Annotated in this window: 14 protein-coding genes and 1 other RNA gene; 4 read left to right on the top strand and 11 right to left on the bottom strand. The window is 44.3% G+C overall.

All coding sequences use genetic code 11. The features are described from left to right. Nucleotides 1-549 (top strand): DUF1349 domain-containing protein, encoded by a 549-nt coding sequence (locus tag AB6E52_RS07035; RefSeq protein ID WP_102281779.1) that lies wholly within the window; start codon nt 1-3, stop codon nt 547-549. Between the two features lie 184 nt (nt 550-733). On the opposite strand, the gene gmtX is transcribed toward AB6E52_RS07035, so the two are convergent. From gmtX to AB6E52_RS07060, 5 genes are all read right to left on the bottom strand, one after another. Then, on the bottom strand, nt 734-1,372 hold the full coding sequence (gmtX, locus tag AB6E52_RS07040; protein ID WP_102319972.1) for a gamma-mobile-trio protein GmtX: 639 nt from the start codon (nt 1,370-1,372) through the stop codon (nt 734-736). Then, nucleotides 1,365-3,953: an integrase family protein gene (locus AB6E52_RS07045; protein WP_102319973.1), complete on the bottom strand. Its 2,589-nt coding sequence runs from the start codon at nt 3,951-3,953 to the stop codon at nt 1,365-1,367. The genes gmtX and AB6E52_RS07045 overlap by 8 nt, the downstream gene beginning before the upstream one ends. After that, on the bottom strand, nt 3,950-5,425 hold the full coding sequence (gene gmtY / locus AB6E52_RS07050; protein ID WP_102319974.1) for a gamma-mobile-trio recombinase GmtY: 1,476 nt from the start codon (nt 5,423-5,425) through the stop codon (nt 3,950-3,952). Before gmtY ends, AB6E52_RS07045 begins: the two co-directional genes overlap by 4 nt. Nucleotides 5,426-5,604: 179 nt before the next feature. Continuing rightward, an RNA gene (ffs, locus tag AB6E52_RS07055) (signal recognition particle sRNA small type) lies at nt 5,605-5,701 on the bottom strand. A 196-nt stretch (nt 5,702-5,897) separates the two neighbouring features. Continuing rightward, nucleotides 5,898-6,641 carry a hypothetical protein gene (locus AB6E52_RS07060; protein WP_017070265.1) on the bottom strand — a complete coding sequence of 248 codons (744 nt, stop codon included), beginning with the start codon at nt 6,639-6,641 and terminating at the stop codon, nt 5,898-5,900. Nucleotides 6,642-6,855: 214 nt separating this feature from the next. On the opposite strand from AB6E52_RS07060, the gene AB6E52_RS07065 reads away from it, so the two are divergent. Then, nucleotides 6,856-7,158: an MGMT family protein gene (locus tag AB6E52_RS07065; RefSeq protein ID WP_102319975.1), complete on the top strand. Its 303-nt coding sequence runs from the start codon at nt 6,856-6,858 to the stop codon at nt 7,156-7,158. Between the two features lie 75 nt (nt 7,159-7,233). Here AB6E52_RS07065 and AB6E52_RS07070 read toward each other — a convergent pair whose 3' ends face one another. After that, nucleotides 7,234-7,674, bottom strand: a complete 441-nt coding sequence (locus AB6E52_RS07070; RefSeq protein ID WP_102319976.1) for a YbaY family lipoprotein — start codon at nt 7,672-7,674, stop codon at nt 7,234-7,236. 168 nt (nt 7,675-7,842) lie between these two features. Between AB6E52_RS07070 and tesB the strand changes: the two genes are divergently transcribed. Next, nucleotides 7,843-8,703: an acyl-CoA thioesterase II gene (tesB, locus tag AB6E52_RS07075; RefSeq protein ID WP_029235187.1), complete on the top strand. Its 861-nt coding sequence runs from the start codon at nt 7,843-7,845 to the stop codon at nt 8,701-8,703. Nucleotides 8,704-8,836: 133 nt separating this feature from the next. On the opposite strand, the gene AB6E52_RS07080 is transcribed toward tesB, so the two are convergent. Both AB6E52_RS07080 and AB6E52_RS07085 read right to left on the bottom strand, forming a co-directional pair. Continuing rightward, nucleotides 8,837-9,502 (bottom strand): hypothetical protein, encoded by a 666-nt coding sequence (locus AB6E52_RS07080; protein ID WP_017070264.1) that lies wholly within the window; start codon nt 9,500-9,502, stop codon nt 8,837-8,839. 89 nt (nt 9,503-9,591) lie between these two features. Continuing rightward, on the bottom strand, nt 9,592-10,065 hold the full coding sequence (locus tag AB6E52_RS07085) for an Lrp/AsnC family transcriptional regulator (RefSeq protein ID WP_017062025.1): 474 nt from the start codon (nt 10,063-10,065) through the stop codon (nt 9,592-9,594). A 129-nt stretch (nt 10,066-10,194) separates the two neighbouring features. On the opposite strand from AB6E52_RS07085, the gene AB6E52_RS07090 reads away from it, so the two are divergent. Further along, nucleotides 10,195-11,262 (top strand): PLP-dependent cysteine synthase family protein, encoded by a 1,068-nt coding sequence (locus AB6E52_RS07090; protein ID WP_017064069.1) that lies wholly within the window; start codon nt 10,195-10,197, stop codon nt 11,260-11,262. A gap of 90 nt (nt 11,263-11,352) precedes the next feature. Here AB6E52_RS07090 and AB6E52_RS07095 read toward each other — a convergent pair whose 3' ends face one another. The 3 genes from AB6E52_RS07095 to AB6E52_RS07105 form a co-directional block, all read right to left on the bottom strand. Then, a complete protein-coding gene (locus AB6E52_RS07095; RefSeq protein ID WP_004736423.1) occupies nt 11,353-11,673 on the bottom strand; it encodes a DUF1244 domain-containing protein in 321 nt (106 codons plus the stop codon). A gap of 141 nt (nt 11,674-11,814) precedes the next feature. Further along, nucleotides 11,815-14,928: a vibriobactin export RND transporter permease subunit VexH gene (vexH, locus tag AB6E52_RS07100; protein ID WP_102319977.1), complete on the bottom strand. Its 3,114-nt coding sequence runs from the start codon at nt 14,926-14,928 to the stop codon at nt 11,815-11,817. Then, nucleotides 14,928-16,004: an efflux RND transporter periplasmic adaptor subunit gene (locus AB6E52_RS07105; protein ID WP_017070261.1), complete on the bottom strand. Its 1,077-nt coding sequence runs from the start codon at nt 16,002-16,004 to the stop codon at nt 14,928-14,930. Before AB6E52_RS07105 ends, vexH begins: the two co-directional genes overlap by 1 nt. Nucleotides 16,005-16,617 lie beyond the last annotated feature (613 nt).

Consider the following 16,617-nt stretch of genomic DNA (forward strand, 5'->3'; position numbering starts at 1 on the left):
ATGAAGAATTTAAACGACTGGTACATTCAAAATGAGAACCCAAGCCATTGGTCATTTGATAACGGGCTGTTGTCGATGCAAGTGCAAGAAGGCAATATTTTTGGCGCGGGTTCAAGTGACGTGGATAACATTTTCATCTACCCAGTATCTCAACCCAATTATAGCGCAGAAGTAACCATCACCTTAGAGCCAACCTTGCCATTTGAACAAGCTGGCCTAGGCATTTACTGGGACAACGATAACTACATCAAAATTAGTAAAGAAATGTTCATGGGCGAGCCTTCCATTGTGTTTGTTGTAGAGCAAAATGGTCAACCAGAGATCAAACAACTTAGCACATTTGAAGGCACGACAGCCTCAGTTAAGATAGAAAAAAATGATGGTACTATCACTGCGTTCTTGGAATGTAATCAAAAACGCTCTTGGCAAGTCATTGGCTCTGCGAAGACATTAAACGGCCAAGCAAAAGGACTTATGCTTTATACCTTTAGTGGTAGTTCAAACACACCTAATTTTGCTAAGTTTAGTGAATTTCAACTAATGAGTTGAGCCAATCTGGTATATAGCAATTGACTTTTTGTATTAGTTTTATTTTTGAAAAAGTCATGTTAGTCGGTAGCGCTTAGTGGGATCGAAACACACAATGGGGCAAAACCTTGTTAGGTGATCCGGTAACCGTTAACTCAACTCACTTCCGGGCAAAGCGTCGTCCACAGCCCTACTTCCCCCACACTTAGATTAATTTAAGCACCCCATTCACATAACCTCGCTGGTAAACCTCTATGCCATTTTCATCTTTAACTTGCCCCGTCGGCATCACAACCCATCTTTTTTCATCCATAAACTCGTCAGAAATGGCAAACCGCAGAGCCTCCACTTCTATTGGTGTCAGCTGATTTGAAGTAGCCGCCACCTGAGGCTGAGATTTAGTAGTCCGGTCTATGACAATATCGGCATTCGCTTTTAATACGTTAAGCTGGTCTCTGTATTTGTTCCTCTCCGCAATTAACGAACCGACAACCGCTCGAATGACTGGATCATCGATAGACTCCAGTATGCGTTGGTCATTATTGTTGAGAAGCTGCTTTTGACGCACCGAGAGTGGCTTCTTACGAGTCGTTCCCGAATAGGCTGCCCACGCATCAATCAATTGCTGAAAATGCTTTCCTGTTCGATTACGAATGGTTTGTGTCGAAGGTCCACCTTGTTCTTGAGATAACTTTCCAATCGTGACAATAGAGAAGTCCAATGACTTCATCTGGCTTTGTTGTTCTAGAATTTGGTGCAATGTTCTTAGCGCTGTCGTTGTGCGGGCTGTTGCTCTTGAGCAAAGCTCTTCTAATACGATATGTGGATCAACGGGGCTAGCCATTTTTAGTCACTCCAACTTTGTTTTTCGATAAATCGGCAAGACGTAAAATATTAATTCCGGTTTGAGATTCAATAGCTTTAACCCCAATCTCCAACAAACCCGCGTCTTGTAAATACGTTTCCGTATCAAGATACGATGCGATGAGACCCATCGCTTTGGTTTTATCAAGTTCTCCTGTCGCTTTGAGCATGGCATTAATCATTGCATTGCCCGCTAACAGTTGCGTTTCATCATCAAGTTGCATCAAAAATGGCATGTAACCCGATTGCATTAGCATTGAATTCAACTTGTTTGAACGATGAGTGATCGCGGGTGTTTTTCTTAAATCATCCCGCAGATCGGCGTAAACTTCTGCGTCATCACACAGTTGTATCAATTGCCTAAATTCAGAGTCTGTATCTAGAAAGCTAAAGAAGGGAGAGATCTCGGCATGTGAGCCCATTGCGACGACTTTATCCGCTGTATCTTCTGGCAGGCGCTGCTCTTCGATATTAATGAGCTTACGAATGATCTGAAAACACGCGACTAAGTCTTTACAGTATTCATCCGCACCAATTTTTTGCTTTTCAATGCGTCGATCTATTTGATGCAAATACTCGTATTTTTTGAAAGGCTCATTATTCACCTCACAAAAGTACTCTTCATCCAACAACTCAGCTTGCTCAGCTTCTAATTCTGCTGCGATTTTGGCTGATTCAGAGGCGTGATAGCTAAGGTTGTTAAAGTGAGCGGTTAATGAATGGATGTATTTGATGTCGGTGATAAACCAGCGACAACGGACGCAATTTTCAATTCCATGAGGAACAGGGCCATACAAGTCCGCTTGATTACGATTCGCTTTTTTTAGTTTTTCACCACCATTCCAGCAACCTGCAATTGAAGTGTTTTCCACAAGGGGCGTGGTATTCCCTCCTGCTAAACAAATACCTATCGCTTTTTCCTGCCATCCTGCGGGGTTCCTCACCCTTAGTACCGTGCGCAGCGACTCAATATCTGTATAAGCGGATTTTAAGCCGATCTGCTCTATCGATTTATTGACCAAAAATGAATGCAAGCTTGCGTCGTTTTGTTCTTCAATTTTGCTTTCTGCCACCTGCATTTTTTTCGCCATCATCACAGGCGAGATCTTAGTGTAATGCATCGTCATGATGAGCCTACTGTGACCCACCAGTAATTTGGATAATACCGGCGCGGGGATTTCCCCTTCGATGGTGTAGCAAGTGATAAGCGAGACACGTAATGAATGCAGTGGGAAAAACGTCTTACGATGATTGGTAGGGTCAATAAAATTAACTTTACTACCGTCCGTTAATTTATGGTCATCTTCATGAACATCCTGTTCGAGTTGCGCCATTAAATTAACCCAAAGTGTATTCAAATACCCTTGGGTTATCGGCAATTTCTTTTCACTATTTATGGTGGCGGCGGCATTGCGGAACAAAAAACAAATGTTGCCAATTTCATTGCGCTGAATATCAGTTTTTGTGCTTCCAAAATGTTTGTAATCAAGCTGATGAATAGAGGTTGCTTCCGTAATAGGGTTGTATTTCTGTTGCCAGTTGCGCAGTTTTTCTAGCCAATATAAGACCTCTTCATGCTGCCAAGGGATCACATAGCCTCGCGTGATTTCATCCTTATTCTTATCAGCGGTCTTATTAGTATTAATGTAAAGACCTGTCATCACATCGCCAATGTCTGGTGTGATGATTCGGTGAAATACACCTTTTTGCCAAGGGTGCTTTTCACTGCCTTCAACAAAATCATTCATTTCGTTAGCAACCCAACTTCCACTTTCGTAGCGCCACGTATCGGCTTCACCAGAATCAAGCATACGAACCTGAAAAGTACGTAATGGAAGTTGCAATTTTAGGTACAGTGCCATTGCGCGAACGGGGGACCAAATCACATAAAAATGCTCACCTTTCTTAAACGGTTTTAGCACTCCATCAATTCTAATACTGCGAGGCTTATCTACTTTGATTTTCCGCCATACAAAATCAGGGTCATCTTTATCAATGACAGAGCCGTCAACAATAAACCAGTCTCTTTGATGCCGGCCATTCAATATAAATGCGTCACTTTGCTCAATCGCCCATTTCCAGTCTGAAAAGTTTCCCCTTTCAATCGGACAAAGAGTTTTTCGCAACCGTTTAATGTAGGTATAAGGTAAAGCGTTGTAGACCGTTTCTTGATTTTTAACTGGATTAGACCCCTTTTGAAAAGGGTTTTTGAACATAGCAACCAACTCACCGTCATCATCCGGTTGCGAGTAATATGTGGTTATCACCCAATCGATAAACGAGCACACCTCATTGTTTTGTCGAACCCTGTAGCCTTCCGACAATTCGAATTGACCGAGAAACTGATCATAATCTTGCGGACCCATTTCGAAAAACTCGACGGGATCAATAATAAATTTCGGAACTAAGTATTCATCCAAAAACCGGTCCAATGCATTCTTCTTATGATCAATGCCATACTTCTTTTGATGCAACCACGTCGCCGCAACCTCTCGCCACGTATCCCAACCCGAACCATTCTTTTCGGTGAACCAATTAAATTCATAGTCTATTGATTTCATTTAGTTCGTTTCCCAAATTTTGGCGCTTTACCTGAAAACAAACCGTCGGGATCAATATCTTCGAACCCAGATTCCATAATGGTTTCCCAACTCAGTTCAACATCTTGCTTGAAGTTCGCATACTGCTGACCATCAAGCTTCTGCGTGGCACGCTCGCAAGCAAGTGTGACATCACGGACGCCTGGTTGGGTGTAGATCGACTGAGATAATAGAGAAGAGTGATGCAGTGCTTTCTTAATGAATCGCACATCTACCCCTGCATTAGACATGCGTCTTCCATAGGCATGGCGATGTCCATGAGGTGAACGACCTTCTGGCTTCGATGCAAGTTGACCTATTCTGCCCATACCCGCCGCATAGCTTTGATTGAAAGCATTTAGCGTTAATGCGTTACCTAGTTGCCGTCTAGAAAAAGAAACAAAAGCGTAAGGGTGATTGCGCTGAATAGGGAGCAAAGCAAATAAATATTGCTGCCATAAATAAGCAAACACTTCCCCGTAATAAGAGGGAAACCAATGAAGTTGAATATAGTTATCATCGTGGTCGACCACTTTGGTTTTCCAACCAACTCTGGCGGTACCCGTGAGTTTATTGCGTGGTGTTAGGTGATACTTTTCAGCAAGGTAAGCCGAACGCGTACTTTGTCGTTTTCTACCGACCCAATGATTCGGTGCCTTGCCATCTTCAGGATGATATAAACGAACGGTAACACTATCAGAGTTCATTGGATCAAGAAACACATCATCAACCCACAAATGCAGAGCATCACTCTCTCTAACCCCAGCCCCGTGCATCAACAGCAAAATCAGCTGATCGCGAATGGCAATTCTGGAGTCTCTCGCACTGCCGACACCGTCGATAAAAAAAGATTTAAATAGCTGTTCTGGAAATGAAATCGCGTCTCCGTCCACTTTAATTACGTCTTTCTTCCCACGAACTTTCCTGACCTTTTTCAATAATTCGGGAAGTGCATTTTTTTTTATATGGCCAAGAAAATTGTACTGATTTCTCTTGTGCCACGCGGCGTAATTGAGTCGCTCTTGGTGGGTGGTTGCTTCTTCAAAGTCGTTAAGACTGCTTGTATTTTTATGGATAGAGAGCCAATCCGTTAATCCATTCAATGCAGATAAAAGCTGATTAACGTTGGAGACGGATCGAGGTAACCAAAACAAACCTGATGAATCAAACCCTACTTTGTCGATGGTCCCCGATGATAGCCGTTGTACAAAAGATTGAAATAGAAGGTTCGGTTCTGAGAATAACCCACGATTGACCTCCATGTATTCCAGTAATAACTGGCATGCAAACACAACTCGGTTCATCCAAGGAAGGCTTTTTATATGAGATTGGCTAATAACGTAATCAAGCAAAGGTTCAAATACGCCCTGTTCAGTAATAAGAACAGGAATATTGAGCATTAACCCTGAGTGATCAATCTTGATTTGAGCTTGAACTTTAACGATCGCAGTCATTCAACACCATATCAAACTAAGTTGGTATTAGTAGGTATAGTATATTTTTTGCTATTGATCTAACGACAAAAGCCAGAGTTAGGAATTTCCTAGCTCTGGCTTTTAAAGGCGGAATACTGCAATTAGTACATATATCAATGCTATAGATATAACATATATTGCAGGCTTCATAAGGGGTGGGAACCCAGCCACATCCCGGCACACAAGTCACTCGCTGCGGCTGCTCCCTTCCAGGCCTGACCGAGTTCACGAGCTATTGTTGCGGGAGGACCAGGCCCCCATAGATTCGTTTTCTAAGAGGCTTGCCTCAAAGAGTGATTGGATTATTAAGCATCACAGCAACCATTGCAAGCCCTTCCACCCTATTTTTGAACAATTGCTGTCTAAGTGCTTATCCTTTATTCAAACCACTAGAAAATCGCAGGTAAATTCACCATTTACCTGCATTTGTAAGGTTCGGGTTATCTACGTACTAGATATCGATGTCTTCGTTATCTTCTGTACGAATGATGTAGTCTGTCATCCACGCGGTGCCTAATAGACATAACCACACCACAAAGACTGGACTAGGCACTTCGATGCTTGGGGTAATCACCAGTGCCGCAAAACCAACCGTCGGCAATGTCCAACACAATAGTTTATTCCAGCGGAAGGTTTTCAAGCGAGTCAGTGTTTCCATCGATGCCATGATGCCCGTTACACACAAGGCAACCAAAGCGGCATAAGGTAAATCGGCTATCCATAATGGAAGTATTAAGCCTAATGACCACCAGCTGTGTCGGCTAGCAGGCTTAAGATGATTTGCCGCCCACCAAATCACGATGATTGATAAGGTTTGAAGTGTGGTAACCCACGGGACGCCTTCAAGCTTGCCTGCTGATTGTGTCACCATGATCCCGACCTGCAAAGTAGTCACAATCAAGCCGGAAATAATCACGACCGACAAACTACTGCGTCTTGAAAAGACCACCATCAATAGCGGGAACAGTACCCACGCACTGACAGACAGCGTGATAGGCTGCAAAGGAAGGGTTAGACCATAAGTGGTCATGGCAGCAAGCAAAGCTAATCCTGCTATGCCCCCCTGCGGTAAAATCCATAAGGCAGGAATGACCATTGCAAGCACCGGGATATCTCCCTCACTTAAACTGATTGCTCTCGCGCAAACAACCGCTAATAATGTGGTGATCAAGAACTGAAACGTTGTAAATACCATAGCCCTCTCCTTCTACCGATCCGTGGTACCATACCAATCGTAGTAATTAACTGGTCACCCTAGCTTGTTAAAAAACTCGATAACCTCGTTAGATTTTTTGATTGGAGAATGACTACTTATCAAAAAGAGCGGCCTTGCTCTCAAGCTTTTTCCCTGCGCTATTTTTGAACACTTACTTACTGTGATTGGTATTTATGAACTAGGAACATTTAGTATGGACCAATTTTTGAGCCAAATCTTTGCTGTGATTCACCAAATTCCATATGGGAAAGTAACAACTTATGGAGACATAGCACGTTTTTCAGGATTTCCGGGCTATGCGCGCCATGTTGGTAAAGCGCTGGGTAACCTGCCAGAAGGTAGCAAACTGCCTTGGTATCGAGTGATAAACAGCAAGGGTGAAATATCTTTAAAGGCTGATTCGTTCGACAGACAAAAGCAGCATTTGGTTAAAGAAGGGATTGAGGTGAGTGATGCAGGAAAGATCAAACTCAGAATATACAAATGGCAGCCCTAGAGCTGCCACTAATCGCTGATTCAACTGGCTAAGTTAAGCCAATCAAGATGCCTTAACAGTGGCATCGACTTCTGATTAACGAACACCAACCAAACGTAGGTCTGCTTGCTGTGTATTTTCTACATCAGTAATTACTGACTTAATCGTGTCAGTAGTGAAACGCAGTTTGCCGTCAACATGAATCGATGCGCGCATGTTGTAACGGTGGTTAGCTTTAATTTTGTCGTTGTCGTAGCTCAGCTCGAATGCGAACGGTACTTGCTTACCGTCTGTGGTGAACTCTTGAGTTGCGATAACCGTCGATGGTGCATCAGCCAGTGAGATATCTTCTAGCGTAACGGTAACCACTGCATTCTCTGGCAATGCAATTCTTTCACGGTAGCTTACTGTTCCTGAAATCACTTGAGTGTTCTCTGCAACCACTTCTTGAGAAGCGCTCGTTTCTGATGTTGCTTGGCAACCAACAAGTAGGCCAAACGATACTAAAGACGTAATAAGAATTAGAGCCTTTTTCATATTCAATTTCTCTCAACATGTTTGCCGGACTCGGCAAATCTACTCACCAATTATAAGAGAGCTTTCATATTCTGTCTTGAAACCCTATGATTTATTGACAGATATCTGACTAAGCTAAATGATTAACACCATAATCTGACACCCATTTTACGAAGAGGAATGCTGGCGATGAGTCAACCTTTACAAGAATTACTAAGTTTACTTCAGCTAGAAAAACTGGAAGAAGGTTTATTCCGTGGGCAAAGTGAGAACCTAGGCCTACCACAGGTATACGGCGGTCAGGTATTGGGACAAGCGCTTTCTGCTGCTCGTTATACCGTTCAAGACGACCGTAGTGTTCACTCGTTCCACAGTTATTTTCTGTTTCCCGGCGATCCTGAAAAGCCAATCATTTACGATGTTGAGAACCTACGAGATGGACGCAGCTTTAGCACACGCCGTGTAAAAGCGATTCAAAATGGCCGCCCTATTTTCTATCTCACTGCTTCTTATCATGGCGATGCGCCAGGGTTTGAGCACCAGATTTCAATGCCTGATATTCCGGGACCAGAGAACTTTGCCTCAGAAACTGAATTAGCGAGCCACATTGCGGAATTCTTACCAGAGAAACTGCGCAAAACCTTCTGTGGCGAAAAGCCGATTGAGATGCGTCCGGTGACGGTGGTAAACCCACTGAAACCTAAGAAGACGGAAGCGAAACAATACCTTTGGGTAAGAGCGAATGGCGCGATGCCAGACAACCACTTGATCCACCAATACCTGCTTGCCTACGCATCGGATTGGGGATTCTTAGTGACGGCGCTTCACCCACATGAAGTCTCTATCATGACGCCAAATTTTCAAGTGGCGACGATTGACCACTCAATCTGGTTCCACCGCCCATTCAAAATGGACGAATGGCTGCTTTATGCGATTGAAAGCCCAACGGCAGCGAACACTCGCGGCCTAGTGCGCGGCGAGATCTTCAACCAGAAAGGTGAGCTGGTAGCGACAGCAGTACAAGAAGGTGTGATGCGTTTTACTAAATAGCACTCAAATAAATAGCGGATAAACGCTTCTTACAAGCCCCAAATACGCACAAACAAAAAGAGGCTAGGTTTAATACCTAGCCTCTTTCTTTAATGACGCTTAAGAAAACTCGTCACGCAAAAATCAATAAAACCTACTCAACTTCTAACGTTGGCTCAAACTCGCCTTGAACTCGCGTTTTAATGCCATCACCTGCGTCTCGTAGAAGGTTAAATGGCGATAACACTACGCCTTTCACCGCGCCCTCAGCGGCTCCCTGAGCGAGTTCCTTACTCTTATCAGCTAACAAATTAGCTTGTGCCAAAATACCTGGGACTTCCGCTCGTAGCATTTCAGATTCCGTGACGATGACAGGAATAGTCTGTTCGCGGTAAGACTTACTTTCAGCGAGCATCGGTGGCATTACGTCTACGCGGTATCTCTTTAATTCAGTTAATGTTGGTGGAATAACATCGGTTCTTACCTGCTCGACTTCCGTTCGAACATTTTTCACTTCATCTAATATCGCAGGGATTTTGTTGTCGACCGAGGCTACGGTTTGATTCACATCATCGATCGTCTTTCTAACTTCTTCGACAGTGTTTAACACCTGAGGAGCAAGATCGCTGACATGTTCTGCAAGCGCTAATAGCTCTTCTACTTTGAGCCCTTTGGTGAGGCCCGATATGTCTTCGATAACTTGCGGGTAAGTATCAACGATTTCACCGACTTTATTAGTCAATGAGTAGATGGTGTAACCCAAGTAAAAAATGGCGACCGCCAGTACCAACTGGATAGCGGTAGATACTTTTGCAAACATGAATAATCCTTTTCTTTATCGCAGAGACGAGATCTAAACTGAGAAGATAGTTAAACTAAAGCGATAGTTAATCTATTACTAGGCGCAGCTTAAAGCGGCAATGCTGTCGTGTACTTCAATGGTTCCATCGCAAACGTCGAGGTCACATTAGAGATACCATCAATGCTATTCACCAAGCGCTTATAGAAATCATCAAAGCACTTCATGTCTTTAACCTGAACCTTCATCATATAATCATATTCGCCAGCCATGCGATAGAACTCCATCACTTCTGGAAATTCCGACACAGTATTCACAAAACGACCATACCACTCATGAGAATGATCACTGGTTTTCACCAATACGAACGCAGTAAAGGAAAGATCCAGTTTTTCCGGGTTCAGCAGTGCAACTCTTTTCTCAATAATGCCGTTCTCTTCGAGGCGCTTAAGCCTTTTCCAACAAGGCGTTGTAGTGAGATTGACCGCTTCAGAAATATCGTTCAATGACAGGGTGCTGTCTTCTTGCAGTAACCCTAATATTTTTTTATCTACGGCATCTATCACACTTTCACCAAATCGCATTTAAAGAGAATAATTTTCTACAATTTAAGCAAAACAAAGCAAATATGGCAAAGTTTTTCTCTCCGATTATAGATAAATTAGAACCATACCAATTACAAAGAATTCCTACACTCGATCAGGAGAACGTTTATGTGCACTGACCATCAATGGATTAACAACGCGATTCGTAAAATTGAAGCGGACTACCAACGCTCAGCGGATACGCACCTTATCAAGCTCGATCTACCAAGTATCGAAGGCATTGATGTTTACCTTAAAGATGAAAGCACACACCCTACAGGCTCTTTAAAGCACCGTTTAGCGCGTTCTCTCTTCTTATACGCTATCTGTAACGGTTGGGTTGGCCCAGAAACCACGATCATTGAATCTTCATCGGGCAGTACTGCGGTGTCTGAAGCTTACTTCGCTCGCCTACTTGGCCTTCCATTTATCGCGGTAATGCCAAAATGCACAGCGAAGAAAAAGATCGAGCAAATTGAATTCTACGGCGGCCAAGCGCATCTTGTGGACCGCTCAGATGAAATTTACGATGAGTCTCGCCGTTTAGCAGAAGAATTGAATGGTCACTACATGGATCAATTTACTTACGCTGAGCGCGCAACCGACTGGCGTGGTAACAACAACATCGCGAACTCGATTTTCAATCAAATGCAGATGGAAGATCACCCAGTTCCGGCTTGGGTAGTAATGAGCCCAGGTACTGGCGGTACTTCAGCGACGATTGGCCGTTTCATTCGCTACCAACAACATGAAACTAAGCTTTGTGTTGTGGACCCTGAGAACTCTGTATTCCACGAATACTTCCAAACAGGCAATGCGAACGTGAAAGGTAGTACATTCAGCAAGATTGAAGGCATTGGTCGCCCACGAGCAGAACCAAGCTTCATTCCTGGTGTGGTTGACGAAATGCGTAAAATCCCAGACGCAGCAAGTATCGCAACGACACATTGGTTATCTGACATTCTTGGTCGCAAGGTCGGCGCATCAACCGGGACTAACATGTACGGTGTGCTTCAATTAGCCAGTGAAATGAAAGCACGTGGAGAAAAAGGTTCTATCGTGACTTTACTGTGTGACAGTGGTGAGCGTTACCTAGACACTTACTTCAATGACGAGTGGGTAAATCTGAATATCGGAGACCTACAACCTTATGCAGCGAAGTTAGAAGCTTTCTCGCAAACGGGTGAGTTGGCTTAAGTTCAAAACCGATAGTTCGAAATAGAAAAGAGCCCTTGATGGGCTCTTTTTGTTTATTCATTCTATTAGTCAGCCACTAACGAGAACAAATTACTCTGGCTTCTGCTTCGCTTCAAATGCCGCGAGTTGTTCAGGCGTCGCTTTTGGTTGATGGTTTTGTTTCCACTCATCGTAAGTCATGCCGTATACACGCTCACGAGCGTCATCGATATCCAAGTCTAAGCCTTGTTGCTCTGCTTCCGCTTTGTACCATTTACTGAAACAGTTTCGGCAGAAGCCAGCCAAGATCATCAGATCGATGTTCTGCACATCTTTATTGTTATCTAGGTGTGCTAGCAGGCGACGAAAGGTTGCTGCATCCAGCTTATCTTGTTCTTCTTGAGAAAGATCTTTGTATTTAAATTCAGCCACTTTACTTTCCTTTATTCGATTTATTGTATTAATTCGTTGAGCTCTGTTTGTTATACAAAAAAAGCCTGCAATTCGCTAGGAGCAAACGCAGGCTTTTCAATATTGTTACACTATTCCGTGTTCATTAATCGTGCGTGTTCATTAACCGTGACTGGTTCTTCCCACGTTGTCATGGCTAAGCTCTTTATTAAGTTCCGCTTCCACGTGACCCGGAGAGCGTGTTGATCCTGAAATCAGTCGGTACATCGCAGGAATTACGAACAGAGTAACCAATGTCGCGAAGCCCATACCGAAGAAGATAACCGTACCCACAGCCACTCGGCTTTCATAGCCTGCGCCCGTTGAAGTAATCAATGGAATTGCACCAGCCAGCGTCGTGAATGCCGTCATCATGATTGGACGTAAGCGTCGAGCAGAAGCATCAATGATCGCCTTTTCAAACTCAATACCACGGTCACGAAGTTGGTTAGCAAACTCTACGATCAAGATACCGTTTTTGGTTACCATACCGATCAACATGATCATACCAATCTGGCTGTAGACGTTGAGCCCTTGACTCATCAGCACCAAGCCTAAGAAGCCACCGAAGATACCCATAGGTACGGTGAACATCACCACCAGCGGGTTAATGAAGCTTTCAAACTGCGCGGCCAGTACCAAGTATGCGACCAGCATCGCTAGCGCAAACACCACTAGGATACTTGATTGGTTCTCTTTAAAGTCTTTTGACTCGCCAGAGTAGCTCACTGAAATATCACCCGGTAGCTGTTCAATCGCTTGTTCATCAAGGAAATCGAGCGCGTCACCCAGCGTGTAACCTTCCATTAGGTTCGCTTTAATGGTCACCGATTTCTGCTTGTTGTAGTGCGACAAACGAATCGATGAAGCCACTTCTTCAATGTGCGTCAGCGTATCAAGTGTAACCAGCTCACCAGACTGAGTTCGCATGTAGATTTGGCTTAGATCGTTCGCGTTGTTGAAGCTGTTTTCATCACCACGCAGATACACGTCGTACTCTTCACCACGGTCAACGAAGGTCGTTTCACTGCGGCCGCCAAGCATGATTTCTAACGTATCTGAAATGTCTGAAACGCTAACACCTAGCTCTGCTGCACGCTGCTTATCTACGGTTACCAATAGCTCTGGTGTTTTCTCAGAGTAATCGATGTCCGCGCCTTCCATCATTGGAGAATCTTCAGCCGCTTGCTTTAAGAGCTCTGCCCACTTCTGAAGTTCAGAGTAATCAGAACCGCCAAGTACGAATTGAACAGGCTCACTTGAACCACCTTTGAAGCCCGGCATGAACGGGAATACACGCACATCTGGAATGCCGTTCAACGATTTACGAACTTCGTTCAACGCTTCTTGTGCGGTAACGTCACGCTCATCCCAGTCTTCTAGGATCATGATTACGAAGCCCGTTTGGTCACCCGCATTACCACCAAACGCTGGTGATTGAATACTGAATGACTTCAAGAAGCCCTGACCAAGCAATGGCATTAAGCGTTCTTCAACGATGTCCATGTTGGCAGACATACGGTTGTAACTGGTTGCATCGGCACCACGAACAAACGCAAATATAACACCACGGTCTTCTTGTGGCGTCAGTTGCGACGGCACTTGTTGCATCAAGCCATAACTACCGCCCATACACGCGATAATGATGATTGGAGCGGCCCAACGCCAGTTAAGAGCACGGCGCAATACCGCGCGGTATCCAGACTCAAGCTTGCCAAATACGCGCTCGACAAACAAATTGAAACGGTTTGGTTTAACGTTCGCTTTAAGGATCTTACTGCCTAGCACTGGCGTTAGCGTTAATGCGACTAGCGACGAGAAGATCACCGACATCGCAAGCAATACAGAAAACTCGGTAAACAATAGGCCAACCATGCCGTCCATGAACGAGATTGGTAGGAATACCATTACCAATACAAGCGTTGTTGCGATTACCGCGAAGCCTACTTCACGAGTACCTTTATAGGCCGCAAGCAGCGGTGACTCACCACGTTCAATATGGTGGAAAATGTTCTCAACCACCACGATCGCATCATCTACCACCAAACCAATCGACAGGATAAGTGCCATCAAGGTAATCAGGTTGATAGAGAAACCGAAGTAGTACGCGGCAATAAACGACGAGATCAGAGATACAGGTACGGTTACCGCTGGAATAAGTGTTGCACGTGCTTGACCAATAAAGATATAAAGCACAAGGATAACCAAGCCGCCCGTGATAAAGAGCGTGCTGTAAACCTCAGAGATTGAGCGGTCGATAAAGACAGTTGAGTCATAGTCGACAGCTAAACGAGTACCGTCTGGCAAGAACTTTTGAATTGCTTCGACTTCTTTATGGACTAAGTCAGCCACCTCAAGTGGGTTCGCATCTGACTGAGGCACGATACCCATACTTACGTTAACAACGCCGTCACTCTTAAAGGTCGAGTTCTCGTTTTCTGCGCCAATGTAAACATCCGCTACGTCTTTCAAGTAGATAGGTGTGTTATCAGAGGCACGTTTAACGACTAGATATTCGAAATCTTCCGATTCAGTGTAAGAACGAGCAGTACGAACCGACATCACAATCGCATCGTTACGTACTTCACCACCTGGGCTTTCAATGTTCTCACTGTTCAGAGCAGAAGTGATGTCCGAGGTAGTAACGCCACGACCCGCCATCTGCGCAGGTTTCAGCTTCACGTACATTACTTTGTACAAGCCACCTGAGATATCCACCGAGCTCACGCCAGAAATCAAACTAAAGCGGTCAATCAACACACGTTCGGTGTAGTCGGTTAACTGCGTTCGGTCCATCTCCGTCGAACTTAAGTTGATGTAGACCGAAGCTTCACCACTACCATTGTTCTTATAAACAATTGGGTCGTCGGCTTCATCTGGCAATGAACGCTGCGCACGAGCTACAGCATCACGAACATCACTCACACCGGTATTGAGGTCGTAACCAAGCTCAAAAGTAATCGTGATACGCGACATACCGTTACGCGTTGTGGATTCGATCTCATCGATACCACTGATGCCGGATAACTGGTCTTCAAGGTTGGAGGTTATTTGGCTTTCAATGATGGTGGCAGACGCACCCTCATAACGAGTACTGATCGATACTACCGGGCTTTCAATATCTGGCATCTCACGAACCGCGAGCTTATTGAAAGAGACAATACCAAACACAACCAATAGTAGGCTCAATACGACGGCCGCTACTGGTCTCTTTACAGAAACATCAGATAACAACATTAGTTAGCGCCTTCTTGTGCTTTTTTATCACTTGCTGCATCAGCCGGGCGATTAACGGCAAGCTCTTGAACCAAGACGCCGTCACGCATGTTCACGATACCTTGCACCACGATCTTCTGGCCAATTTCGATGCCTTTGTCGATCACGACTTCGTTATCGATACGTGCCCCAAGGAAAACTTCTGTACGAGTTGCTTTATTATCTTCGTCGATAACATAAACGAAACGCTTCGTACCTGAATACTCAAGCGCTTGAACTGGAATGATTGGCGCTTCCACTGGTGGGAAGTCCATATCCGCCGCCACTAACATACCTGGCTTTAGATAATCATTATTGTTGTCGAAGTGGATTCGAACTCGAAGGTTCAAGGTTTCAGCGTTAATACGAGAATCAATGCCTACTACAGTACCAGTGAACTGAGTGTCGCCCCATGCGCTAGTGCGAGCCGTTACTTTCATACCTTTAGACAGTTTAGAAAGGTAGCGCTCCGGGATCTGCAGATCTAATTGCATTACCGATAGGTCATCTAAGGTCACGAGTTCAGTACCTGCTGTCACCATTTTACCGCGGCTAAAGTCGATAAAACCAACAGTGCCCGAGAATGGCGCGCTGATGTGAAGATCTTTCAGATTGGCATTTGCAGCAGCTAAACGAGCGTTGGCAATCTCTACGTTCGTTTTCTGAGCGTCAATTTCAGTTTGCGTGATCGCGTTACGTTTCACTAGGCGTTGAAATTCCGCTAGCTTACGTTGCTCGTCTTTTAGATAAGCTTGCGCTTCTGCAACTGCCGCTTTTGCTTTGTCATCGTCGAGTTGAACCAACATCTGCCCTTTAGTGACATCTTGATTGGCTTTAATGTTGATAGAGTCCACTCTGCCAGCCACTTCAGAAGTGATCATTACCGATTGGTCGGCTTCTAGCTTACCGACCAACGAAAGAGATTGGCTAACTTGGTGAATATCAACCTGCTCAGTAACAACAGTGACAGTGCTTGGGCCCATACGTTTAGCGAGTACGGCTGGAGACGCCATAAGAATAGACAAGCTAAGCAGGGTTAAAACAGATTTACGCTTCATAATAATGGTCTGCAAGTAAGTTTATACCAATCACAGTGAGTAAGTGGTCAGAAATAGCGTAGGGAAAAGGCTTGAGAACAAGGCAGCTCTTTTCAACAGATAGTTTCGATAAGTAGTTATTCTACAATCAAAATATCTGACGCTGTTCTCGAGCATTTTAGCAAGCTAGAATGACAAGTTACTTACTACGATAGGTATTATTATCTATAAATGAAATTAACCGTATTCTATCAACTGATGAATGCTGTAACGTCAAGAAGTGTAAATCTAGATTAAATTCCATTTACGTTTCATCACGTTTTAGACACATTGAACACAATACAGAAAGCCTGTCACCTCAAGGTGTTACCTATCAGTACGTAAACCTTAGTACAGATGTTCACTTCACGAGCAATATGCGTACTTTTCGCCATCTTTGCCCAAAAAGGCAGCATTTAACACAAAACCATAAGAAAAACCCTTTACAGGTTTAGCGTGTTTGCTATGATGCGCTCCGCACTTGAGAGATGCGTTGGGAAAAACATCTCTTTAGCCTATCCATTATGAGTTAGGAAAAAACACCCTGGAGGGGTTCCCGAGTGGCCAAAGGGAGCAGACTGTAAATCTGCCGGCT

Source organism: Vibrio sp. 10N.247.311.13, assembly GCF_041467595.1.
GTDB classification, from domain to species: Bacteria; Pseudomonadota; Gammaproteobacteria; order Enterobacterales; family Vibrionaceae; genus Vibrio; species Vibrio crassostreae_C.